The following is a 21,425-nucleotide window of genomic DNA, read 5'->3' as shown; positions in this document are numbered from 1 at the left end:
CCCGTCAATGTTACCCGGATTTAGAGTTTTTGGAAGCCAGATTATACACCGGTTTTGGTGCCTTACCTAGAACGACTTTAGTAACCAATTTTGCGCTGTGGTAGCATAAAAAGTTTGCCGTAAGCCGCCGAAGCATGCCATGGCCCGCCAGACCACACACCAAACCGAGCCTAACAAGCCCAAAAACGTCAAGCGGGATCCCATCGCTTCCGGCGAGCGCGATGCCACGTTTAACCGGGCCGCCAGCCACAATTACTTTCTTGAAGACAAGATGGAAGCCGGAATCGTGCTGACCGGGTCTGAAGTCAAGTCCGTACGCGCCGGCCGCGCGAACCTGAAAGATGGCTATGCCCTGCTAAAAGACGGCGAATTATGGCTGTTGAATGCTCACATTGGAGCCTATGAAAACGCCGGTTATGCTGGACATACTCCGCTACGCACCCGCAAACTTCTTATTCGGTCCGACGAGCTGCGTAAACTGCAGGCCAAGACCCAGCAAAAAGGCTACACCCTGGTGCCAACGCGCATGTACTTCAAAAACGGTAAGATCAAATGTGAGATCGCTTTGGCCAAGGGCAAACAGAGCTGGGACAAACGTGAAACCGAACGTCGCCGCACAGCTGACAAGGAAGCCCGCGAGGCCATTGCCCGGTCGCGAAAACAGTAGCCGCGTTTTTTGTTTTTAGAGATTTATTTTCAAAGATAGGAGTTAACCCCGCACTTATGGATATCCGCCTGATCGCCTCCAATCCCGCTGAAGTTGAAACCGAATGCCTGGTCGTTTTTGCTCTGGACCACGCCGCGAAAGACACTGCGAATAAAGATCTTGCCAAAAACAACCAAGCCGGCAAAGAAGCTCCCAAGCCTGAACCTCGACTGGCAATAAGAGACGGTGCTTTGGAAAAGGCCGTGGCGGAGCTGGTGGCCACTGGAGAAGTCACCGGCAAAGCCTTTGAAAGCGCCCTGCTCCATCGTCCCCAGGGACTGAAAGCCAAAAGGCTTCTGGTTGTTGGCGCAGGCAAGGCCAAATCTTTCACGCACGCTGAAGTACGCAAAGCCGCCGGCAGCGCCATCCGTGCATTAAAGCCCAAGGGGATCAAGAGCTGCGCCATTCTAGTGCCCGATCTCAGCAGCGGCGCGGAAGACGCCGTGCGCACAATCGTTGAAGGTGCTCTGGTAGCAGACTTCGATCCCGACACTTACCGCAGCGATCGCAAAGACCTGAGCGTAAAAGACATCACCCTCGTCGCGCCTGCCGGGGCAGATCAGGGCAAACTGCAAAACGCCTTGACGCAGGGCCGGGTCATCGGCGAATCACAGAATTTCACCCGCGAACTGGTGAATGAGCCCAGCAACCGCCTTACGCCAACCATGCTGGGTGATCGCGCCAAAAAGATGTGCGACACTGTGGGCCTGAAGTGCGAACTGATGGGCCCGGACAAAATCAAAGAAATGAAGATGGGCGCTTTCTGGAGCGTGTCTCAGGGTTCCGACGAAGAGCCTCGCCTGATCGTAATGCGCTATGAACCTCAGGGTGCGCCGGAAAAACCAGTGCTCGGCCTCGTCGGCAAGGGCATTACGTTTGATACTGGCGGCATCTCCATCAAGCCGGCCGACGGCATGGAGAAGATGAAATACGATATGGCCGGCGGCGCGGCCATGATCGGCGCCATGCGCGCCATTGCCCTGCTCAAGCCCAAAGTAAAAGTTATTGGCATTGTTTGCGCCTCAGAAAACATGCCCAGCGGCAAAGCCCAAAAGCCGGGTGACGTCCAGATTGCCATGTCCGGTAAATCCATTGAGATCATTAATACTGATGCTGAAGGCCGCCTCGTCCTAGCCGACGGACTCTATTACGCTCGCACTCTCGGCTGTACTCATCTCATCGACGCCGCTACTCTCACCGGCGCTTGCGTGGTTGCCTTGGGTTACGCCAATGCCGGCGTCTTCGCCAACGATGAAGACGCTTATAAGCACTTCACAACTGCGCTGCAACGCTCAGGAGAAAAATTCTGGCGTCTTCCGCTCGATCAGGAATATCTCGACCAGATCCGCTCCAACATCGCCGACATTATGAACACTGGCGGACGCTGGGGCGGCGCCAGCACCGCTGCTGTCTTCCTGAAAGAGTTCGTCGACGACACACCATGGCTGCACCTCGACATTGCCGGCACCGCATGGATGGAAGAAAACAAAAGCTGGATCGCCAAAGGCCCATCAGGAATCGGCGTGCGGAGCTTGATTGAGTTCGTCAGGAGCTTTGAGGGGAAGTAGGAGAGCAATTGGCTGTTGGCTTTAGCTCTTGTCTTCTCTGTCACTCGAAGCCATTTTCAGGTGAGACAAAGTGGTGTCTCTGAAATAACTCGACAATGCATGCAATAAACAAGTCATTGTGGACCGCAGCCGCCCTCGGCTGCGCGCAATAATCTTTTGGGCAAACAAGTATCGGGCCAACTCTTGGTAAAGGTATTTGTGAGACACCACACTGGATGCATTGGTTGAGCATGGTTTATTTCTAGCGGTATTTCCCAGCTTTGTTTCGCCCATCCCCGTGCCTCTTCCGTACATCAAAATTCTTCAGTACCGCCGAAGGAGTTTTTCATCCATGAAACAAAGTGTTTTCGCCCTGCTGGTGCTGGGATTGATAAGCGTTGGCTGCACCAGCACAAACAAAGCGTCCACGCCTGATACCACTGCTCAACCAAATTCCGGGACGGCTGCTTCCAGCCCTTCCAGCAGCCCGTCCAGCAACCCTGATCAGGAGTTCGTCACCAAAGCCGCTCAGGGCAACAGTGCGGAAGTTGAGTTGGGAAAGATTGTCGCCGCCAAAAGCAAGAACCCCAGCGTGAAGCAGTTCGCGCAGATGATGGTAAAAGACCATACCACGGCGCTGAATCAGTTGCAGGAACTCGCGCAAACCAAGAACCTTAACTTCAATGACGATCTGCCCGATGATGCCAAAGCTCTACAGCAAAAACTTTCTGGCGATACCGGAAAACAGTTGGACAAGGACTATATGGACGGGATGGTGGAAGACCACCAGAAGGACGTTCAGGAATTTACCGATAAGTCGCAGAATGCCAAAGATCCTGACGTGAAGCAATGGGCCAGCAAGACGCTGCCGACATTGCAAAAGCATCTGGAAAAAGCCCAGCAGATTGATGCCAAACTGAACAAAGGTAAAGCATCCGGCTCGGCTCCGAGCGGTGACAGCCAGTAAGGCATATCATCCCGATTAACAAGCATTGAGAATAAAGAGGCTGCAAACATGCAGTCTCTTTTCTCTTGATCTTTCTTTGATCTGCGCTTTCTGCGTAATCTGTGATAAAAACTGCGCGGCGCTATCGCCGCGGCTCACTCTCAGTCATACATTCCCTGCACAAACCACTCGCCCGTTTGCGCTTCCCGGAAAATCCGATAGACACTCTTTTTTTCACTAACTCCCGTTTCCACGTCCCATTCTTCCCGTTGCGATGCGTCACGGGAACTCCACCACTCGCCGTCGTTGCGCCACGGACCACTGGCGTGCTTCACTCTTGCTCTTCTGTTATTGAAGGCTATCGTCGCCGGCGCATAGCCAGGCACTTGCACACGCGCCCCCACAGCCGGGCGAAACATGCGCATCGGCAACAAGGAAGCATCCGGACGCTTTCGTCTGTTCTGGTCATTTTGTTTTGGCACGTAACCCGGCAACACCGCAAAACTATCTGGACGATGTGAATCCAGCACCACAGGAAACCCCACCCGCCCGCGACCTTCTCCATCTGTTTCATCCACCACCGCGCGCAGGCGGGCCAGCGTGATCTCCAACTTTGCCGGCTCAGGCCCAGCCGGCTGGAAAAAATTGGTCTGCGTGGTGCGCGCCCGCGTCGGCATTAATTCGATCGTCACCTTTCGGACTGGCGCCCACGGCGGCCGCTCCGCCAGATCGAGCTGCAACAACTTCAACAGCACCTTCCCATCTTGCGTGGGGACTGGAAGCTTCAACCTGCTCTGGCGCCGTGTTTCACTCGCTTCCGGCAATGCATGAACTCCTGATTGCCGGCCAGCATGGACTTCCAGTTCAAGATCGATGCGCGCTTCGTCCGTAGCCAGAGATCGCGATTTCAGTCGCGTCATCAACTGCTGTAGCAGGCTGTTCAGCACAAATCCCATCGGCTCCAGCAAATCAATCGCTTCTTCCAACTCGAGGCTCTCCTGAAAATGCTCCCGCGGCTCTGCTGGAACAAGCTCGCGTCGCACCTCGCCTCGCGCCAGCCGCTGCAAGTGCAAACCATGCTGTCCGAGTCTTTGTGAAAGCTCCAGCTGCGGCAGCGCAGCCAGGGACTTGAAATCGTGTATGCCCCAGCTCTCCAGCATATCCAGCACTTCCGGCTCAAGCCCTAGGATTTCCACCGGCAAGCTGCCCAGGAGCTGCGCCTCGTCTCCAGCGGTGATGATTGTTGTCCCTGCATTGCCGCGTGCAGCACAGTAAGCCGCATCAGGATTCGCGGCAATTCCTATATTTGCCTCAAACCCAGCTTCCACGCTTCGCTTAGTCAGCTGTTGCGCGATCTGCCGCGGAAATCCCAGCAGGCGCTCCGCGCCGGTCAGATTAAGAATGACCGTTCCCGGACAAGTGGACTCGACTCGCGACGCAAAATCATAACCGCAATCAAGCAACGCGTGATGCGCCAGCATCTCCTGCTCCGCATCCCTTTTTCGCAGTTCTACTCCCCTGCAAGCTTCGGCCTGAAACTTAGTCATCCCTGTCCGAATACCCAGCCTCCTCGCCCTCTCATTGCATGCAGACACCTTTAGCAGACGATCTGGACCATCCAGTACAGCGATCGGAACAGTTCTAAAATAAGATCGCACCTCGTCAGGCGAAAGCGAGGCCGGACTGCGTAGCGCAGCCTGCACTGGAAAATCGGGAAGATGAATGCAACCGAATACATGGATATGATCGAACATAGACTTCATCCTGAGAATTGTGCGCTGCATTAATTCGAATCTAATTTAGCTCTTGCTCAGTTTCTCTTCGTATTGCAATAAGTGTCTCGCGATTCAGATGCCTTTTTCTTTAATCAGCTTGCTGTTTGGCATTAATACTTTCTGTCGACATAATTAGCGAGCCTCATGGACTGCATGATTTCAGTGATGGGGAAAGCGGATAGCTTTTCTTTCTGTCGGAAGTCTCTGGATTCTCTGAGCACATTGCCTCTTCTGAACTCTCTGACTTCTCTGCTGCCGTCGGATTTAGCGGCCTTGGCATCGAAACAGTCCCTTGGTGTTGATCAAAGCTCTCGACTTTGTCTCCCAGCGGCTTGCAATAAAACAGAACACAGGACTAGATTCTGCCTGAGGACAGATTTTTCGGGATGTAAACCTGCGTCCAGCGCTTGAAACATTGCCCGTTTACGTGCCGCTACGTTGATACGTATCGGCTGACACTCCTTGGATCTAATAGTCCACGAGTAGCGTCACTTGTCCCGCAAACGAACCGTGTCGCCACTAAAAAACATGGGGAGCGGCAACAATCGTGGGAGCCGCGCCAATACAGGCCAAGAACTGGCAAGCAATGATGACAGCGACGATAGGAGAAGATACTGATAAAACTGAGGCGTGACGACTAGACCATAAGATGGGAAGTAACAGAAGCACCTCCAACCTATAATGATGCGAGCCGAACAGGATGGTAACTCACCAAATATCTATATGCTATAGTGCAGCTGTAGCCTTCTGCTTAGAAGGCAGAAGGATGTGACATATCGGCTGGGGGTTGCTGTTACGGTACATACATTTATCAGCGAGCTCATCATTTGTTTAAGATGTGACGGATTACTCATTGGAGCATTAGCTTTCATAAAGTTTAGTTTTGGAACAAATAGCTATTGGCGACGAAACTCTAGCAGAGCACAAAGAAAAACGATTTTACCGATCTATATCTCTGCGATCTCCAGAGACATTGTTGTGGGCGCTTTTATGTATTCTACTGCTCCCTTGCAATTGTTCTAATATTTTCGTTCCCTGGGCAAATAGCATTGAGCGCTTCAGCTTTAGCGTTTATGCGAATTCGTGAATAATAGCGCGACATTTTGATGGACTGGTGACCCGCGATTGACATAATCGTTTCGTCAGGCGCACCCGATTCAAAAAGCTTCGTGATGACCTGGTTGCGAAAGTTTCGCGGCTGCAGCCACTCCAAGCCGGTCTTTTTGCGCATCGTCCTGAATGCCGACCGTATAAAGTATGTCGATACCGGCTTAGTCACGTCATAGCTCCCGCGCTTCAGTCGATAGGGAAAAATGTAATGGTCGGAATGCCATGCTCCCAAGCGTTTCGCTCTCTCCATGATCCTGCGCACTTGTTTCGCGGCAACAGCATTCAGCGGCACCACGCGCGCGCGAAATTCGTTTTTTACTTTGCTATCCGGGATATGGATTGTTGGCGGCTCGTGCTCCAGAAAGACATGTTTCATCTGCAGGTGCCGCAACTCGATTCCCATTGCTGAAGTATTATTCGTCAGCGACACAGCCCAGTACGCCACGCCCCAATCCGGATTGCCCGCCACCACGCGAAAGAATCTTTCTTCTTCCTCCGCGGTCAGGACTTTCGGCGGCGTCCAATTTGGCAGGGGCAGCGGCTTATAATGTTTTTCGATCAGGTCCCACAAGTCGGCCGACTTCAAAATCTGTGCCAGCGTATTCAACTCATGGTTCACGCATGACGCTCCTGCTTCCATCCGCCGTTGGCGCTGATATTCCAAAAAATGCCCAATATGAATTTGCGACAGCAACACCCCGGCAAACATTTTGCCAAGATTTCGGATATACCATTCGTACATTTCTATTGTCCGGGGTTTTCTGCTGTGCATTTTCTTGGATCTCCAGCCAGTGCTTGGCTGCTTCCTCAAAAGGAAGTGTGCGAAACTGTAATGGCGTCATCACTCTCATAGTTCGGGGCCTGCTTTGCGGTGCTCCGGCCGTAGGAAGTAGCCGGGTGCAACCGTTACTTGGGTTCGAAAGTTATTCTATGCGATTCGTCTTTCATTCGCTACAACAAAATATAGCGCAGCCCTGGGGTACTGGCCCACAACATATAGCTTTTGGTTAAAAAAAACTCTGGGAACCAGGAAGATCTCAGACTAGATTTCAATTGCTCAGCATTTGAGAGTTTTTTCGATGGCGCCCGTCCTTGCTGAATCACTCTCTGCGCCTCCGCCTTTTTACCCCTCGACCGCCGGCTGCAACGGCGTACTCACCGGCATGAGCGCCATCACGCTTTCTGGCGTCAGTTCTTTGCCTGCCACATCGTAGGCCGCTCGAATCGCGATTACCGCCAGGTTGCCAAACGCCGCTGTCGCGCGTTCCATTGTGGCCGCATCAAAGCTGCCCGCTCCGCTGGCCGGCGCAACTGCGCCAAGTATCTGTTCAATGAATAACGCTGCGTCCGTCACCGTCTTCAGCGTCTGTTTCAGTTTGTCTGCGGTGGAAATACTGGTTACAGGATTTGTTGCCAAGATTGCACCTCGTGAAAATCGGTTTTTAGTAATTGGTATTTGGTACCTGGTGGAAGATCGATCATTGATGGCCGGGAAAGCCTCCTTAGTTTGTGTCCGGCGATTCCAGCCTTAAAATCGCCGGCTTCAGAGCCGCAATCGCCGCCACGGGATCTCGAACAACCGGCAGCTTCAATTCACTCACCGGCTTCTTCCCCATCAAACCGCGCACCGCGTTCAGTAGCGCGGGAAACTCTTCCAGCAACCCTATAACCGCTACTTGTTTCTCCTGCACCGTTGCTGCTTTATCTTTTGCCACTTTGGCCACGGCATACGCGGCAAAAGCGTCAACTGCGGCAATCTGCGCCTGACGCGCTTTCTCCACGGCCTGTTGCGCTTCGCGCGTCTGCGGCAGATAAAACACGCGCGGATCAAACGCGGCATCCTGTGTGCCATCCTGTGAATCGGCGCACACATGCCGGATATCGGCGTCAAAGTGGTTATAGCCCGCCACGGCGCAATCGATCAGCGCTTTGCTCGCGGCCAGGGGTTCGTATGTCGTCTGGTCCCAGGAACTCACGCATCCCGCCAGCAGCGCGCATGCAGGGATCGCTAAGCACAACGCAAGTACGCTGGTAATCTTCGTCCAGTCAGTAATGCGCACGGGCTGGTTACCCGGCAGTGGCGACTGCTTCAGATATAGCAGCACTGACTTCACGCCAATCACCAGCGCCGCCGCTCCCACTTTCGTCAGCCCGGCTTTGGAAAAGTTAAAGCTCGCTGGATCCAGTTGCATGGTGGCCAGCACGGTAATCATTGAGCTCAGCGCAAATACGCCCAGCCCCTTGAACCAGGTTGCAAGGTTCATGGTGTTGTCCTCTTTTCAGTTTGAATTATTTTTAAGTTCGGATCATGGAAAGCCAATGCTCTTGGCTCGAATTCATTCGTGGCGTCGCAGCGGCCTAAAGATATTGGGTTTTAGCCCCTGCGATTTACGCCTCTGCCCTTTTCAGCCATCCCGCCAAATTCATAGACTGGGCCGGATTGTTGGTGGCTATGTGGCGGTAGTGCCAAATGCTGAACTGGCAGAGCAGCCCGTAGGAAGTTTGCGGATCCATGGCATTAATGGCTGCCAAAGTCCTCGGCCCCATCTTGCCGTCTTCAGTGAGCTGCCGGCCCTGGGAGTTTACGGCGCGCTGCGCATAGACAGTCGCCTGCCGCACTCCCATATTCACGCCGATATCAAAAAGTTTGTTGGCAACGTTCTGGTTCTCCACTTGCGCCAGACACATGGTGTCCCAGTATTCGCGTTCTTCAATCTTTTCCGCTTCGGCCAGCGCGTCTTCCGCCGGCCCGGTGAAAAACTCCTCGGGCAAATCAGGATGGAACTTTTCCGCAATGCCAAAGCGTGTACGCCCGCCCGCATCCACAGTCACCTTGCCGGAACGGGTTGAGTCTTCATGTTGCAGCGTGAATAAAAATGCCGTTTTGAAATCGGCCATGCCCTTTATCTCCAGGATTGAAATGTCATTAAAGCTCGTTGTCAGGGGTTGTCGATTCCTGCTTTGCGTGATCAGCAGGACTAGCGTCGAGTTCCGCTGTCTCAACGGGAGCTGCCTGCACGTGACGCCATGACAGCTCTCTGGCGATACGTGCGATTGTCGCGGCTGTCACGCCGTATTCACGCGCCAGTTCGGTCATATACATGCGGCCTTGCGCCAGCAGGGTTTTGATCCTGCTTACTTGTTCCGCTGATAGCTTGGAACTGCGAATCTTTTCACCGACTGGGGCTTCGGCCTTTTTGTCGCGTGTCGCCTGCATTGTCACGAGGTGTTCCCAGGAATAAATGATCTGGATTAACGCACGCCCGCACATCACACTTGTGGCATACGACCAAATCTGGACCGATCTCACCACGAAATAACAGCCATGCAACGCGATGCGCTCGTTGCTGCGTGCGGGCAAGGGTCACGATCCCGTATCCGTCCTCACGAACCATGCCCCGCCACAGCCAGCACCCGCTGGCCGATTCGGGACACACCTTGGCGAGAAATCTTTCTCTTGGAGTAAGTTTCATTGGATTCACCTGAAAAAGCAGCTAGCAGTTAAGAGTGGAGTGATAATCCGCCGTAGCGCGAATGAACGCGAATCCGAACTTAGAAAATGATTTGTATTCGCGTATTTCGCGTTCATTCGCGGGCCGATTGTTCCTCGATTTGCCGCAAATTGCGCTCGCTAAACACTGGCCGCATGCTTGCCGTTTGCGCTGATGCCTTTGCGCTCGGCAAAGTCTGTCCACATCAGCTTGTGCTGGTACACAATGATTGACATCTTGCGATAAATCCCCAGCAGCACCAGCAGGTTCGCTGCGGTAACAAAATCGGTAAAGTGAATTTGCATCAGGTTCCCTCACTTGAAAGAAATGGTTCACTCAAAAACAAAATCGCGCCGGCAAGGTGAATCCGGCGGCTCGCTCCGCTAGAATCCGAATGTGAATCAGGGCGCGTCCCACAATCTCCTTGTTGCGCTGGGTAGTGATCTTTTCCTGGGCGCCATTCAAATACCTTTCAAGCTCGGCGAGCTTGTCATTGTATTTTTTGCGGTCTGCTTCAGCTTCCTTCTGATCATTATTTGCTTCGTCGAGTTTGATTTGGTCGTCCAGGGCATTGAGCTCTTCCTGAAACCGGGCATACCGGTCCGCAACTTCATTGGCGAGTTGCTGCTGGTCACTGGAACCAAGGAAGAACCGAGCCAGTGTCCCCTGGGCCTGGGACTGGAGCAGCTTGTTGTTGGCCTCGATCGCTTTTTGAATCGAATCCCTGAGCTTGTCGGCTTGCTCAGCCGCTTCGGCAAACGCGATCTTGGGCCCGTTGATCGCAGGCTTCTTTTGCAGGGTGCGGATCTCGTCTTCCAGGCGGAGATTGCTGATTCGCACCGACTCACCAAAGTCATGGATATCGGCTGTTGCCTGAACCGCATCCCTGGCCAGCTTTTCCAATTCTTCCCGATGTTTTTTGGCTGCTTCGATCGCGTCATTAATAGCTACAATGAGCGAGATCACCGCGAGCGGAGCAAAAGCCTCGTCCAGCGCCGGCGCCAGCAGCTTGCTCGACGAAATCAGTGTCTTGAAGGCATCAGGCACCTTGACGCCGATGAGGTCTCCCAGCATGTCCACCGATTTGCCTGCTTTTTCAATCTGGTCCTTGGTCAAATCGGTGGCTGCTTTGAGCGAACTGGCATCCCCGGTTATTTTTATCGGTACTTCGTTGTCAGGCATAGTCACTCACTCCCCGGCTGTTCCCAGATGAAAGGCAATAAATAAGGCAGCCCGGAGGCTGCCTTGGAATTGAAAAGACTTCAGAGTTATTCGTCGATAACCCAACCGTCACCGGATTTCTTCAAGGCCATCTTTCCAGGTTGGGGCGTGCTGCTTTGATCTATGTTTCCAAGATTGAAGCTTGGATCATGTTTCCCGCGTCGCGACACGACTTCTAAATAAGGCGTTGTCCGGTAGCGCTCTTGTTGAGAAAGAGCGTCGACCAGCTTGACCCCATCCGGCTCAAGCTTCCATTTCCAGATAAAATCTACTTCCATCTTCTGATCGGTTATCTTGCGCAGATTGACAACCTCCGCGGATTTGGATGCGACGTTAAAAGCCCACAGAAGGTAATCGCACCCATCCTCGGGGTGGCGCGTGACTGTCTTCAAGTGTTCCACAATTTCCGGCTTCGGGTTTACCAGGTCCACCTTCCAGAAGGCCGGGCCATCCGGAGCGATGCTTATCAAGCCAGCTTTTTGTGCGGCGTGATCTTGGGTAACATTGGCGAGGTCCTGGTTTTCCTCAAAGCCGACAATGGGCGTGCACTTTGCGCTAACCCGCCCGATATAGACCAACAGGTGAAGCGCGTCGCGCCGCAGGCTTTTATTGATGGCTTGCGCGGCGGCCTGCTTGTCTTTATTGCCTGAACATCCCGCGAACAGCAGAGATACCGTTAACAAACCACTCAGTACCACAGTTACGCGACTCTTACCGAACTGAGACGATGCCTCACGGTGAAACCTGTAGAAGCAAGACGAATTGAAATCACGTTTCTTCTTTTGTCCGTGCACCTTCATTTATCCATGCCCTCCATGGCGAAACATAAGTTCTCCGACATCAGCTAGTGAACGCGCCAGCCGTCGATCATTCTCTGGAATTTAACCTTGCCATAACCGATGAAGTCTTCTGCCGGAACCGGTACTGGAAGCAGTTCAACGAGACCATGGATGTGTGTTTGTAACTCCGCCTGCTGAATAGGATCCAGGGCAGGAAAGACTTTACCATCGCGACGCAACATTGTCCCAGACCGGTTACCTTCCACTTCCATGAATAATCGGCTTCCGGGGCATTCGTGTCAGCCGTTACATCTGTAACACTCACCAGCTCTGGAGTGGCGACGAGAAACTCCACCTGCTGGTAATCGCAACCCGAGATACTATTGGACGATTTCACCTGTTGTAAAGATCAAAATTACCGACACCGAAAAAACGAAGATTCTAAAGGTACCCCTCTTGTTACCAGCCCGGTTAGACCTTATAAAGTTAAGCCTTATAGAACTGAGGAAGCTGTTTGACTATGCTTCCCCCCGCCCAAGACACAGCCTGTTTCAAGTCTCCAAAGTTCGCATCCGATAATTTTTGAGTCTTGCCGGCTGTTTTCCGCTTGCCTCCCATCAAATACGCCGCCACCAGAACGTGCGTCGGGGGATAATCCTTCCAGTACGCCATCAGATCATTCAATTCCCACAAAGTCAGCTGCTCGATCTCATACAACGTCCATCCGGTAGCGGTGGCGACGTGGCCAAAAACAAACGGCCAGTCAGCTATACCGGTACCGGAGTCGGTTCCCCCGCGGCCGCCTTCTTCAGACCGGACACTTCAAGCATGGCGTTGAAAAGAACATTGAAATCATCAAACGTAAGGCCGTTCTCAAGCTGCTCGGCGGTCAGGTCTTGATGTACTTTTCTTACGGCATTCTGGATCACGGGCAGATACCGGAGCAATGAAGCCAGTCCGGAATTTTCCGCGGAAGGTTTTTCCTGGAACAGCGAATCGAGCTGGCGCAGTTCACCGAGCGTGAGTGACGAAACCGTAAGTTCTCCCAGTGATGTGGGGACAGTTTGTTGCTTAAGCATGATTTCCTCCTGATAGAAATTGGCAAAGCCATGGATAGAAAGAAGCGGGCGCGGCAAGGAGCCTGGCCCGCATGGGAGAGAGAGCTATTCGTTGGAATACATATCAATGACCTGGCCGGCGGCGTTCCACCCCAACCGGCCAAAGAGCGCGCCGGTTGGGGACCCCGGCTCCAATCTTCGTGAACTCGGTTGAGCTATTCGTTGGAATACATATCAATGACCTGGCCGGCGGCGTTGGCAAAGGCCTCAAAGTCAAACTCTGGAATGATGAAATCTTCCTGTTTGGTGACGAAGCTGAGCGACGCCACAACCGAGTAGAGAAGCACGTTGAATTGGTTGCCGTTGTAAACGTTTTCCAACAACACTTGGATGGTCGGCGCGAAGCCCATGAGCTGGTTGGTGATATTGAGCTGTGATCCGACAGCCGCAAGCGAGTACGTGTAGCTGATAAGAGCTACGGCGCCGGCCACGTTATCCGCCGAGGCAAACGTGTAAACCCCACCGGCGGTGACGGAATATTGTCCCAGCACAGGGGCGGAGGCAACGCGAGTAAATGGAAGCCCGGTGGCCGCGTAACGTACTCCCCAATCCTGCACAAACACGCCAGAGTTCGGCGGGGCAATCGTCACTTGGAAAGGCGTAGCGGGGATGGCGTGAGATTCATCAAGAGAAACCTGTTTCATGCCGGCCGGCATCGTCTGGCCGAAGAACAGGTCATTCAACATTTTGCCGTTAATCGCGGCAAATTTTGACTTGCCGGTGATCTTGCATTTTCCCCGGGCAACAGCCTCAGGAAACTGTTTCTGTCCGTAAAGCTGCTTGACGTCGCCCGAAATATCGAGGGAGACATCCTGCAGCGTTCCGAATTTCATGGGAGTGGGGTTGGCGGCGGTATTGCCGCCGACGGGAAAGCCCCACAAGGTACCTGCGCCAAATTCAAACATTTTTTGTTTCTCCTTTTGGGGAGCCGGCCCTGCACTCCCATAAATTGAAGTCCGCGGAATGACCGCGGCTTGTGAGCTGAATGTGGTGTCTTAAGCGGTGGTGAGAATTTCTATGGGCACCACTGCGAGAGCGATGGACCCAACTACGTTTTCAACAATCTCAATCTTTCCTTCAATGCGGCAGTGCGAAACCTTGCCGCCAAGCGACTGCGCAATTCCCGGCGTCGCGCTACGAATGGCCGCTTCCACGGCGTCCAGAAGTGAATTCAATTCAGTGGAAGGAACCGAATTGGGTTCGCTGTCTCCCGCCGTGTAAAGAACAAGCTCAACCGTCAGACTGGCGTGGATAGGCAGGCCATTCACGCTGGTCCCCGTCAATTCGTCCTTCTGCACCTGCTAGAGCGATGGACGGTCCGCGGGTGAGAGTTGCGAAGGATCCTGCCAGCGCCGGCTGACCGTTTTGAACGGACCAGCCGGCGTGAGGAGCGCGCCCTGCAACACGGAGAACAGCGCGGAATAAATTTGCTCGCGGGGAAAAATCACTGCGACACCTGAACTTGCTGGATCGCCTGCTCAAGCAGAGCAGGCAATGCCTTTTGAAGATCATTGATTGCGGGACGCAAATAAGGCCGTGGTCGAATGTAAGAACGATGTCCGTCCTTTTTCTTATATGGTCCGCGCCGGCCCGCGAAGCCTCCGTATTCGTGAATGCGGGCGTAGGGCAGTTCCGACCCAATACTGACCGTCAGGCTATCGCCATTTGTCTTCGTCCCAATCGACTGCAAGACCGAATTGAGTAGCTTGCCGCTGCGCGAAGTCAGAAGATCACTGGAACTGCCCTTGCTCGCCGATCCGGCAAAATATTTTGGTACCGCGCTGCGCAATGACTGATAAATGAGCGGTTGCAGCGCCTCATAAACCTGGGCCACCACGCAAGGCGCGAGTCCGGCAAGCCGCTGCTGAAGTTGCTGGATGGCGGAATCGTCAATTTGGACGCTAATCACAGCGCTAGCCTCCGATACTGGCTGAAAATGGCCATGGAGCGCGGCGGAACATCGCCCATATCGAACAAAACATTTACCTGGCCGCTCATGCTGTTGGATTTCTCGCCGATGCGGACGCGCTGGCGATACGTAAGGGCGAATGCCTCAATGGCCGCCTGCTTCAAGTCAAGCGGCACGCTGGGATAGACAGCGGAATACGAAAGTTGAACATTCTGCACACCGCAACAGAAGCGGAACCCACGCAGCAAGATGCGCCGTCCGTCCCACAGATACCCAGCGGTGGTAGAAGTGGTGGCCGCCTGGATGCTGACTCCATCGATGTTGACGCTGCTGACAGAAATGATGGGGAAATTGCGCGGGAGCAGCCGGTCCGAGTCATTACCGTCATAGTTTTCCGTCAGCAGCCCAAGCACCGATGACAATATGTGCGGGCGATCAATGTACTGCAAGACTTGCAGGCTTGCGTTGGTGATAAGGCTTTGCAGAGTGACATCGTCATTATTGCCCTGGTTGGGCAGCCACGATTTGAGTTCTGCAACGGTGCAAAGATCGTCAGGTGCGGCAGCCATTGGTGACCTCCAAAAAAAGAAACAGTTCGCAGCGCAACGCTGTTGTGTGAAAGTTGAAAAGAGAAAGGCAGTCTGGGCAGAGAGGAACCTCAGACTGCCTTCCTTCTCCTTCAAGCCTGCTGGTTGGCAGGCGAGGAGCATCGGCAGCGATTCGCGGCAATCAAGCCGCCGATGAATCGTTTATCCGTTAGCGACGTTGGCAATTACGCCAAGCGAGAACGGTGCGCGGCAGACGAGAACCTCGTCGGCATATACGCCATAGACATACTGGCGAGAAACGACGGGCCACTCGATCTGGTAATAGTCGCGGCGGCAGCGGACAAAAGAGACGTTGTCCACGCCGGAAAGCGGGTACGGAATTTCCGAGCTGTTGAAGAAGATCGTTCCCGGAGCCAGGTTTGGGTGGATGCGGATGTCCAGGAACTGCTGCGTGAACTTGTTCCAGTATTTTGCAATACTGGCGCCGCCCAGCAGAGCCGGCTTGTCATCTTCCGATCCAGTGCCCCCCGGCAAAGTGAAACGGAACAGCGGCACGCCGCCGGAAGCAACAATCTTCTTGTTGATGTTGCGCGCTTCCTGCGAGTTTACCCAGATTTCCGTGGGGCTAAGACGCTTGTTGTCCCAGAACCACTGTAGCGCCGTATCAATTTTCAGAATGCCGTTTGCCTGGTCGGCGGTAAGCGTGTTGCCGTCAAGCGAAGCAAAGTAACCGGCATTGGACTTCAATGCTTGCGTAAGAAAGCCGTCGAAAACCAGAGCGTTCGCGGACCCATCCGTGTTGGAGTTTGCCGCGTTTGCCAACTGGGTGCCCGCGACCGGAGCGCTGATGGTGACCCTGTTCACGGTGGTGATTGTGTTCAAGGTTGCAGTTGCAGCGCTGGTGCCGATATACCACGCGTATCCGGCTGCACCCTTCACAGCGGGCACAGTGGCTACGACAGTCTGCTGACCAGCAGTAGTCACGGCTGCGGAAGATGCGGCGCTGATGGCGCTGGCGCCCGCGCCATACTGCGTGGACGTACCGTCAATGTTGACGCGCGTTACCTGACCGTAAGGCACGCCGCTGATGGAAACAGTGGAGTTGGCAAGCGCGCGCGCGGTGAGAGCCGTCACGAAAACAAGTAGGCTCAGTCCGGAGCCCAGTGTTCCGCCGTTTGCCAACGCAACGGTTGGCGCAGTTGGCGTGCCCAACGGCATGGATGCATTGCCATTGAGAATCACGTTCTCTTCGCCAATCATGACTGCGCGAAGCAATGACTGCACGAGAGTGGCTTTGTTATCGAACTCTTTACCGCCGGACCAGACTGCTTCCCAGTCGATGGAAGCTTCGAGTCCGAGGCCCGCGTAGGACGCAACGTAATCCTGCTCGGTGACGCTCATTTCCGCTGAGCGGCGGCCCGGAGCAACCCCGAGTTCGAAGCCCTGCGTGTTGACGCCGGTAATGGCCTTCCAGCGCGTGGCAAGATCGCCACGGTCGCTCACCTGCCGAGGCAGGCGGTTACGTAGCGCCCGCCACGTTTCCCTACCGTCGCATTTCCACAACCCGTCGCATTTCCACAACCCCTCACATTTCCCCAATCCTCCACATGTCTCTGGGCCTCACATCTCTCGATCCTCTACATTTATTCGACATAAACACTTATCCGATCCTCACGTTTTCTCAATCCTTTCATTTCCCCGATCTTACATGTCATGACCCTCACATGCGCGACAACCCATCTTCCTTGAGTCCCAAGCTCGCTTGACTCATGTTCACGCCGCCATTGACTTTGCCCTTGCCTCTCGCGTTATACATCGCATTGCATTTGCTGCGGTCGTTGCATAAAATCGCACGTCGCTTTTGCCCAAATTGGCTGCCCAAACTCCCGTCGCTCGGTTCGACGGTCCTGACACTGCCCTCAAAATCATGCTGCCCTTGTCACCTCGGCCTTCAGCGTCACGTGTCGCTGGTCTCACGCGCTGCATTGAACTTTGAATCGGGCGTTATCTGAACGTTCGTTGAGAGCGTTTAACTATAAGTTTTGGTTGTATTTACCTATATTTCCCAGTTGAATTGGCTTTGACTCGAGATCACATTAACCTTATGTAGATTATGAAATGCGCACGCTTTGCGACGGCTGCTTAGTGGCGGGACTCCATAGTTAAGGGCTCGTGTGCCAGTTGGGAGAAAACAATTACATCAGGGACTTCAGGCATTTAGAGGCTCGGCTGTGAATTGGAAATCAATTGCACAATGGCGTGTTGCAATAGATTCAGTCCGATTGTCCATCGACGCACCGGGTCGTAGTCGCTATCGCCAAAACCAGTCACATACGCTGTTATGCAGAAACCCGTGACGGACACGTTCGGGCCGTCCATACGGGGATCGTCTCGCAATCGGTCATCATCGTTTTCGTCCAGCGGGGTCACATTAGCAGTTTCGTTCTGAGTAACGACATCCAAATGCTCGTCGTCATCCGTAGCGCCGGCGGGACCGTCAAAATGCATTGCCCTTATGGTGGAATCTACGTGCTCAATGCAACGCGCGATATCGGCCTGCTCATAAACCTCTACAGGTTTTCCTGGTGAAGTTGAAGCTGGCTCTCTCGTCGGCGATAGAGATCGACCTTCCGGCTCAGCACTCTCAGAGACCGAACGTTCCTGGTGGTAATAACAGTGGCGCACGACCAGTTCTACAGTGGCAGCGATTTCAGGGGCATGGCCAAGCAACCGGCAAAGCTCTTTGACAAACGCTTCATGCTTTTCGAAAGAATAACGGTCGCTTTCGTCAATAAATATCAGGTCAACGTAAGACACAAGTTTTCGATCACCAAAGATCTCTTCTTCTGGCGCGACTTTGCTGCTTGACCACACGTCACACTTTGCGGTTGCCAGCGGAAATCCGGCAGCGTTGATGCGCGAAAGAAACGAAGTGAGTTCTGGATAGGCGCGTGCTTCAGGGATTTGCAGCACAAGCTCAGGATGCATTTTGAGATCATAGTAGCGCACGCCGGGATCATCAGATCGCCACGGGATTTCCAGCGCCGGAGCGTCGCCGCCCAACTCAACGGAAAAATCGGTTTGCATCAGATCATTCCATGATGTTGAAAGAAGTGCATAATCTGGCGTTCCGCCCAGCGCCCGTCGTATCCATTTGGCTGCGCCAAAAAAGCGCAGTGGCCGCCGTGAGCGGTTTCCAACAGCGTAATGCGCGGATTAGCCGCGATCTTGGCCCGAGTTTCCGGGAGCAGACGGATAAAAGGATCGTCTGTGGCATGGATGACCAGAGTAGGCAGTGCGATCTTTTCAATCACGCGGTACGCGCCGGAGCGGGTGTAATAATCCTGCGCATTTTCAAAGCCGCAATAACGCGCGGTAATCACATCATCAAATTCCCGAATAGTGGTGGGAAAGCGATCAACCTTTTTATATTTGCCGGGAAACAACTTACGTTTGCGTTCATACGTGCGCATAAGGCTGACAAGAAATTTCCATTCATAGATACGATTGCCGCCCATGTGCATAGCGTCGGCCGAGGCAGCCAAATCCGCCGCTGGAGAAACGGCCGCCACCGCCTTCAGTTCGGCAGGCGCATCAGCGCCCAGTTCACCGGCAAGCTTCAGCACCAGGTTGCCGCCCATCGAGTAACCAATCAATCCCACACGCGAAACTTTTCGCTGCTCAATCACCGTACGCAGCACCGCGCCCACATCGCTTGAAAGCCCGGAGTGGTACAGCGTGGGCGTCAGCTTTCCCGTCCCTCCGCAGGTACGCATGTTCATCCGCACAACGTTCATTCCAGCGTCCCAGGCTTTGGCGGAGTTGCCAACCACATATTGTGACAAGCTTGAACCCTCAAGCCCATGGACGATAATTACAGTTGGGCGGCGCTCGGCATCGGCTTGCCAGTGACAATGGCACAGGACCTGCGTATCAGCATCAACCCTATACAAACATTCTTCTGGCGCGGGCAGGCTATTTTTGCGGGGAAGGAAGTTGCCGGCCAGCGTCATGGCGTGGCGATTGCGCAGATAGCGGCGCGGAATAAATGGATCGAAAATCGGGTCTCTTGGATTTTCAGCCATGCTGCTAGAAACCAACACTTGCGGGTTCGCCTATAATAATGATGCTGTAACTATTTTAAACGAGCCAGCAATATGCCGATTTTTGAATACGTCTGCCAGCAGTGCAACCACCAGTTTGAAGCCATTGTTATGAGCAAACAAAAAGCCGCCTGCCCCAAATGTGAGAGCAAGCGGCTGAGCCAGCAGCTTTCCAGTTTCGCCGTAGGAGGCGAGAAGTCTCGCGCAACGACTCCTGCAAGCGGCCCGTGCGGGAGCTGCGGCGATCCTCGCGGCCCGGGCTCCTGCAGCATGAATTAGCGGTCTGTTTACTTCAGCCCATCGACTGGCATGCGCATTGGCCCGGGCGGGCTGCCGAAATCGTGTAAAATGGGTTTCTAGCCTTTATGGTGGGTATAGTTCAGTGGCAGAACGCCAGACTGTGGCTCTGGATGTCGTGGGTTCGACCCCCACTACCCACCCCAAATTTCCTAGTCAACTCAACGAGTTACAAACGCGCGTGTGCAACGCGTGTGCAATTAGCTCTTTGCGAGCGCAACGCCATCTGCACAACTTTCGAATTGGCGCTGCGCATCGGCTCAGGCATGGCATTCCCATACTCGTTCATCGTGGTCCTGATGTCGGCATGCCTCATCAGGTCCTTGATGATCGCAATAGGAGTGTTCGAGGCCCCCATCCATGAGCGATAAGAATGTCGAAAGATCTTTGTCGGCTCGCCTTTCAGCAGATGGGTCAAGCCTGCACGCACAGCTGCTGCGTGGATCTTCCGGCGCACCGCGGTTGGGAAGTACGGGCTCCTGCCTCCAGCGAAAGGACTCGCAAAAATCCAATCGGAAGGAGCTGTAAATTCCACCTTCGACTTCCAGCGGCGAAGTAATATTGCCAGCTGTCGGTCGAGGGGAACTTGCGCTTCCGAGTACTCGGTTTTAAGTTCCCCCATGCGTCCCTGCACAACACCGCGTCTTACGGAGATTTGCAGCTCTTTCCAATCAATGTCGCCCCATTGCAATCCCAACACTTCCGACAGACGTAAGCCCAAGCACATCCCAAGAATCACAAACAAACGCACGTGATCCTCAGGAATGTTCTCGAGCAAAACGGCAACTTGACGCTGGGACAGGATAGCCGGTCTGTATCTCCGCTTTATTCCCCCTTTGATAGCGACCAGTTCCATGGGATTACGTCCAATTGGAAACAGTCTCCATTTCATGGCGAGAGTAAACAGGATGTTCATCAATCCTCTTACATGCCCTTTTGATTTGGGTGACAGATCGATTTCTGCCAGCCATTGCTCGACAACCAGCGGGTCGGCCACCGATTCGATGGACGAATAGCGCCAACGGGGCAAAATGTGTACATCCAGCCACGACATGTAACTGTGTCTGGTCGAGTAGCGCTCCGGCATTTGCTCCTTCTTGTATCGTTCAACCAGCTCACCGAACGTGATCGTGCCGTTCTTTTCGGCGTTATCCGCTCCGAGGTGTTTCTCTCTGAGTTTCAAACGTTCAGCTTCTGCGCGGGCCCGGGAGGGGCTTCGGAATTGCGAAATCGTACCGAAGATTTCGCCTCTCTGAACCCCGCTTTTGTCACGCCAGCGAAATATCCAAACGTGGTCACCGCTGGCTCTTCTGTGTAAAGAGATATAACCCTTCTGAAACGAGTTTCGTGTCCTCTTCAACTATTCGCTCCTTTCCGACGGACACGAATTGCGCTGTCGTGAAGATAGCCTTTCCTCACACCATTTTTCAAGGGCTCTCAGACTGAACCGCCATCTGTTCCCAATACGCATAGCGGGAATTTCTCCAGCCTCCGCCATTCGCTTCACAGTTCGTGGGCTGCATGATAAGAACCGTGCCGCTTCCCTTGCGTCGACCAGGCTGGAAACTACTGGCATGACCTGGAGGCGTTTGGCTTCGGGGTTCGGCTGCAGGAACGATGAATTGTCCGTGAGTGTGCGATATGTGCTCGCAGCCGCAGGAGGACGTCGTTCCGATCCCATCTTGGCTTTTTCGCGTTCGACCTTCGGATGGGGACGAAAGGGATCGCTCTTGGTTTCCGTGAGATTTTTGGTTGACATCTTTCGCCTGCTTATCATGCACTTCCCCGTTAAGACTTCAGGAGGTACGCCAGCATGTGTAAAACAGGTCTGACGCTCGGTCAAATAACGTCATTTCTCCAAAGCAAATTTGACGG

At 53.7% G+C, this 21,425-nt stretch carries 27 protein-coding genes and 1 tRNA gene; 5 read left to right on the top strand and 23 right to left on the bottom strand.

All coding sequences use genetic code 11. The features are described 5' to 3' along the window. Window positions 1-139 precede the first annotated feature (139 nt). From smpB to LAO76_07270, 3 genes are all read left to right on the top strand, one after another. Window positions 140-667, top strand: a complete 528-nt coding sequence (smpB, locus tag LAO76_07280) for an SsrA-binding protein SmpB (GenBank protein MBZ5490717.1) — start codon at window positions 140-142, stop codon at window positions 665-667. Window positions 668-723: 56 nt separating this feature from the next. Next, window positions 724-2,274 carry a leucyl aminopeptidase gene (locus LAO76_07275; GenBank protein ID MBZ5490716.1) on the top strand — a complete coding sequence of 517 codons (1,551 nt, stop codon included), beginning with the start codon at window positions 724-726 and terminating at the stop codon, window positions 2,272-2,274. Between the two features lie 331 nt (window positions 2,275-2,605). Further along, a complete protein-coding gene (locus LAO76_07270) occupies window positions 2,606-3,220 on the top strand; it encodes a DUF4142 domain-containing protein (GenBank protein ID MBZ5490715.1) in 615 nt (204 codons plus the stop codon). Between the two features lie 140 nt (window positions 3,221-3,360). On the opposite strand, the gene LAO76_07265 is transcribed toward LAO76_07270, so the two are convergent. From LAO76_07265 to LAO76_07165, 21 genes are all read right to left on the bottom strand, one after another. Next, the gene (locus LAO76_07265) at window positions 3,361-4,953 is read right to left on the bottom strand and encodes a DNA polymerase Y family protein (protein ID MBZ5490714.1); all 1,593 of its coding nucleotides are present in this window, start codon (window positions 4,951-4,953) and stop codon (window positions 3,361-3,363) included. Between the two features lie 1,018 nt (window positions 4,954-5,971). Further along, entirely contained in the window at window positions 5,972-6,856 is an 885-nt protein-coding gene (locus LAO76_07260) for a tyrosine-type recombinase/integrase (GenBank protein ID MBZ5490713.1), read from the bottom strand. A gap of 351 nt (window positions 6,857-7,207) precedes the next feature. After that, a complete protein-coding gene (locus tag LAO76_07255; protein ID MBZ5490712.1) occupies window positions 7,208-7,501 on the bottom strand; it encodes a hypothetical protein in 294 nt (97 codons plus the stop codon). Between the two features lie 85 nt (window positions 7,502-7,586). Beyond that, window positions 7,587-8,348, bottom strand: a complete 762-nt coding sequence (locus tag LAO76_07250) for a hypothetical protein (protein ID MBZ5490711.1) — start codon at window positions 8,346-8,348, stop codon at window positions 7,587-7,589. Window positions 8,349-8,472: 124 nt separating this feature from the next. Then, window positions 8,473-8,982 (bottom strand): hypothetical protein, encoded by a 510-nt coding sequence (locus tag LAO76_07245; GenBank protein MBZ5490710.1) that lies wholly within the window; start codon window positions 8,980-8,982, stop codon window positions 8,473-8,475. Window positions 8,983-9,010: 28 nt separating this feature from the next. Continuing rightward, the gene (locus tag LAO76_07240) at window positions 9,011-9,301 is read right to left on the bottom strand and encodes a helix-turn-helix domain-containing protein (GenBank protein MBZ5490709.1); all 291 of its coding nucleotides are present in this window, start codon (window positions 9,299-9,301) and stop codon (window positions 9,011-9,013) included. Next, window positions 9,258-9,479, bottom strand: a complete 222-nt coding sequence (locus tag LAO76_07235; GenBank protein MBZ5490708.1) for an HNH endonuclease — start codon at window positions 9,477-9,479, stop codon at window positions 9,258-9,260. The genes LAO76_07240 and LAO76_07235 overlap by 44 nt, the downstream gene beginning before the upstream one ends. Before the next feature lie 236 nt (window positions 9,480-9,715). Further along, entirely contained in the window at window positions 9,716-9,880 is a 165-nt protein-coding gene (locus LAO76_07230; protein MBZ5490707.1) for a hypothetical protein, read from the bottom strand. Between the two features lie 31 nt (window positions 9,881-9,911). Further along, window positions 9,912-10,757 (bottom strand): hypothetical protein, encoded by an 846-nt coding sequence (locus LAO76_07225; protein ID MBZ5490706.1) that lies wholly within the window; start codon window positions 10,755-10,757, stop codon window positions 9,912-9,914. Between the two features lie 86 nt (window positions 10,758-10,843). After that, window positions 10,844-11,596 carry a hypothetical protein gene (locus LAO76_07220; protein MBZ5490705.1) on the bottom strand — a complete coding sequence of 251 codons (753 nt, stop codon included), beginning with the start codon at window positions 11,594-11,596 and terminating at the stop codon, window positions 10,844-10,846. A gap of 44 nt (window positions 11,597-11,640) precedes the next feature. Continuing rightward, window positions 11,641-11,847, bottom strand: coding sequence for a hypothetical protein (locus tag LAO76_07215; protein MBZ5490704.1), 207 nt, complete (start codon window positions 11,845-11,847; stop codon window positions 11,641-11,643). A gap of 214 nt (window positions 11,848-12,061) precedes the next feature. Then, the gene (locus LAO76_07210; GenBank protein ID MBZ5490703.1) at window positions 12,062-12,292 is read right to left on the bottom strand and encodes a hypothetical protein; all 231 of its coding nucleotides are present in this window, start codon (window positions 12,290-12,292) and stop codon (window positions 12,062-12,064) included. Between the two features lie 50 nt (window positions 12,293-12,342). Further along, entirely contained in the window at window positions 12,343-12,654 is a 312-nt protein-coding gene (locus LAO76_07205) for a hypothetical protein (protein ID MBZ5490702.1), read from the bottom strand. Between the two features lie 194 nt (window positions 12,655-12,848). After that, complete coding sequence (locus LAO76_07200) at window positions 12,849-13,598, bottom strand: hypothetical protein (GenBank protein MBZ5490701.1); 750 nt, start codon at window positions 13,596-13,598, stop codon at window positions 12,849-12,851. Between the two features lie 90 nt (window positions 13,599-13,688). Continuing rightward, a complete protein-coding gene (locus LAO76_07195; protein ID MBZ5490700.1) occupies window positions 13,689-13,976 on the bottom strand; it encodes a hypothetical protein in 288 nt (95 codons plus the stop codon). Between the two features lie 18 nt (window positions 13,977-13,994). Then, entirely contained in the window at window positions 13,995-14,141 is a 147-nt protein-coding gene (locus LAO76_07190; protein ID MBZ5490699.1) for a hypothetical protein, read from the bottom strand. Beyond that, a complete protein-coding gene (locus LAO76_07185; GenBank protein ID MBZ5490698.1) occupies window positions 14,138-14,602 on the bottom strand; it encodes a phage virion morphogenesis protein in 465 nt (154 codons plus the stop codon). The genes LAO76_07190 and LAO76_07185 overlap by 4 nt, the downstream gene beginning before the upstream one ends. Beyond that, window positions 14,599-15,171 carry a hypothetical protein gene (locus LAO76_07180; protein ID MBZ5490697.1) on the bottom strand — a complete coding sequence of 191 codons (573 nt, stop codon included), beginning with the start codon at window positions 15,169-15,171 and terminating at the stop codon, window positions 14,599-14,601. The genes LAO76_07185 and LAO76_07180 overlap by 4 nt, the downstream gene beginning before the upstream one ends. 180 nt (window positions 15,172-15,351) lie before the next feature. After that, window positions 15,352-16,713, bottom strand: coding sequence for a hypothetical protein (locus tag LAO76_07175; protein MBZ5490696.1), 1,362 nt, complete (start codon window positions 16,711-16,713; stop codon window positions 15,352-15,354). A gap of 654 nt (window positions 16,714-17,367) precedes the next feature. After that, complete coding sequence (locus LAO76_07170; protein ID MBZ5490695.1) at window positions 17,368-18,237, bottom strand: hypothetical protein; 870 nt, start codon at window positions 18,235-18,237, stop codon at window positions 17,368-17,370. Next, window positions 18,237-19,235, bottom strand: coding sequence for an alpha/beta fold hydrolase (locus LAO76_07165; protein ID MBZ5490694.1), 999 nt, complete (start codon window positions 19,233-19,235; stop codon window positions 18,237-18,239). Before LAO76_07165 ends, LAO76_07170 begins: the two co-directional genes overlap by 1 nt. Window positions 19,236-19,307: 72 nt before the next feature. Between LAO76_07165 and LAO76_07160 the strand changes: the two genes are divergently transcribed. Next, window positions 19,308-19,532, top strand: a complete 225-nt coding sequence (locus LAO76_07160) for a zinc ribbon domain-containing protein (protein MBZ5490693.1) — start codon at window positions 19,308-19,310, stop codon at window positions 19,530-19,532. An 89-nt stretch (window positions 19,533-19,621) separates the two neighbouring features. Continuing rightward, a tRNA-His gene (locus tag LAO76_07155) sits at window positions 19,622-19,696 on the top strand. A gap of 23 nt (window positions 19,697-19,719) precedes the next feature. On the opposite strand, the gene LAO76_07150 is transcribed toward LAO76_07155, so the two are convergent. Both LAO76_07150 and LAO76_07145 read right to left on the bottom strand, forming a co-directional pair. Further along, window positions 19,720-20,733, bottom strand: coding sequence for a site-specific integrase (locus LAO76_07150; protein ID MBZ5490692.1), 1,014 nt, complete (start codon window positions 20,731-20,733; stop codon window positions 19,720-19,722). A gap of 177 nt (window positions 20,734-20,910) precedes the next feature. After that, window positions 20,911-21,309, bottom strand: coding sequence for a helix-turn-helix domain-containing protein (locus LAO76_07145; GenBank protein ID MBZ5490691.1), 399 nt, complete (start codon window positions 21,307-21,309; stop codon window positions 20,911-20,913). Window positions 21,310-21,425 lie beyond the last annotated feature (116 nt).

The sequence above is a fragment of the Terriglobia bacterium genome, assembly GCA_020072645.1.
GTDB lineage: Bacteria > Acidobacteriota > Terriglobia > Terriglobales > Acidobacteriaceae > Angelobacter.
This window is presented reverse-complemented; position numbering and strand designations above follow the sequence as displayed.

Bases quoted from the DNA above. Each gene is read 5' to 3' on its own strand.
- smpB (MBZ5490717.1), top strand. From the start codon at position 140: ATGGCCCGCCAGACCACACACCAAACCGAGCCTAACAAGCCCAAAAAC.
- LAO76_07275 (MBZ5490716.1), top strand. From the start codon at position 724: ATGGATATCCGCCTGATCGCCTCCAATCCCGCTGAAGTTGAAACCGAA.
- LAO76_07270 (MBZ5490715.1), top strand. From the start codon at position 2,606: ATGAAACAAAGTGTTTTCGCCCTGCTGGTGCTGGGATTGATAAGCGTT.
- LAO76_07265 (MBZ5490714.1), bottom strand. From the start codon at position 4,953: ATGTTCGATCATATCCATGTATTCGGTTGCATTCATCTTCCCGATTTT.
- LAO76_07260 (MBZ5490713.1), bottom strand. From the start codon at position 6,856: ATGCACAGCAGAAAACCCCGGACAATAGAAATGTACGAATGGTATATC.
- LAO76_07250 (MBZ5490711.1), bottom strand. From the start codon at position 8,348: ATGAACCTTGCAACCTGGTTCAAGGGGCTGGGCGTATTTGCGCTGAGC.
- LAO76_07245 (MBZ5490710.1), bottom strand. From the start codon at position 8,982: ATGGCCGATTTCAAAACGGCATTTTTATTCACGCTGCAACATGAAGAC.
- LAO76_07240 (MBZ5490709.1), bottom strand. From the start codon at position 9,301: ATGCAGGCGACACGCGACAAAAAGGCCGAAGCCCCAGTCGGTGAAAAG.
- LAO76_07235 (MBZ5490708.1), bottom strand. From the start codon at position 9,479: ATGGTTCGTGAGGACGGATACGGGATCGTGACCCTTGCCCGCACGCAG.
- LAO76_07230 (MBZ5490707.1), bottom strand. From the start codon at position 9,880: ATGCAAATTCACTTTACCGATTTTGTTACCGCAGCGAACCTGCTGGTG.
- LAO76_07225 (MBZ5490706.1), bottom strand. From the start codon at position 10,757: ATGCCTGACAACGAAGTACCGATAAAAATAACCGGGGATGCCAGTTCG.
- LAO76_07220 (MBZ5490705.1), bottom strand. From the start codon at position 11,596: ATGAAGGTGCACGGACAAAAGAAGAAACGTGATTTCAATTCGTCTTGC.
- LAO76_07215 (MBZ5490704.1), bottom strand. From the start codon at position 11,847: ATGGAAGTGGAAGGTAACCGGTCTGGGACAATGTTGCGTCGCGATGGT.
- LAO76_07205 (MBZ5490702.1), bottom strand. From the start codon at position 12,654: ATGCTTAAGCAACAAACTGTCCCCACATCACTGGGAGAACTTACGGTT.
- LAO76_07200 (MBZ5490701.1), bottom strand. From the start codon at position 13,598: ATGTTTGAATTTGGCGCAGGTACCTTGTGGGGCTTTCCCGTCGGCGGC.
- LAO76_07180 (MBZ5490697.1), bottom strand. From the start codon at position 15,171: ATGGCTGCCGCACCTGACGATCTTTGCACCGTTGCAGAACTCAAATCG.
- LAO76_07170 (MBZ5490695.1), bottom strand. From the start codon at position 18,237: ATGCAAACCGATTTTTCCGTTGAGTTGGGCGGCGACGCTCCGGCGCTG.
- LAO76_07165 (MBZ5490694.1), bottom strand. From the start codon at position 19,235: ATGGCTGAAAATCCAAGAGACCCGATTTTCGATCCATTTATTCCGCGC.
- LAO76_07160 (MBZ5490693.1), top strand. From the start codon at position 19,308: ATGCCGATTTTTGAATACGTCTGCCAGCAGTGCAACCACCAGTTTGAA.
- LAO76_07145 (MBZ5490691.1), bottom strand. From the start codon at position 21,309: ATGTCAACCAAAAATCTCACGGAAACCAAGAGCGATCCCTTTCGTCCC.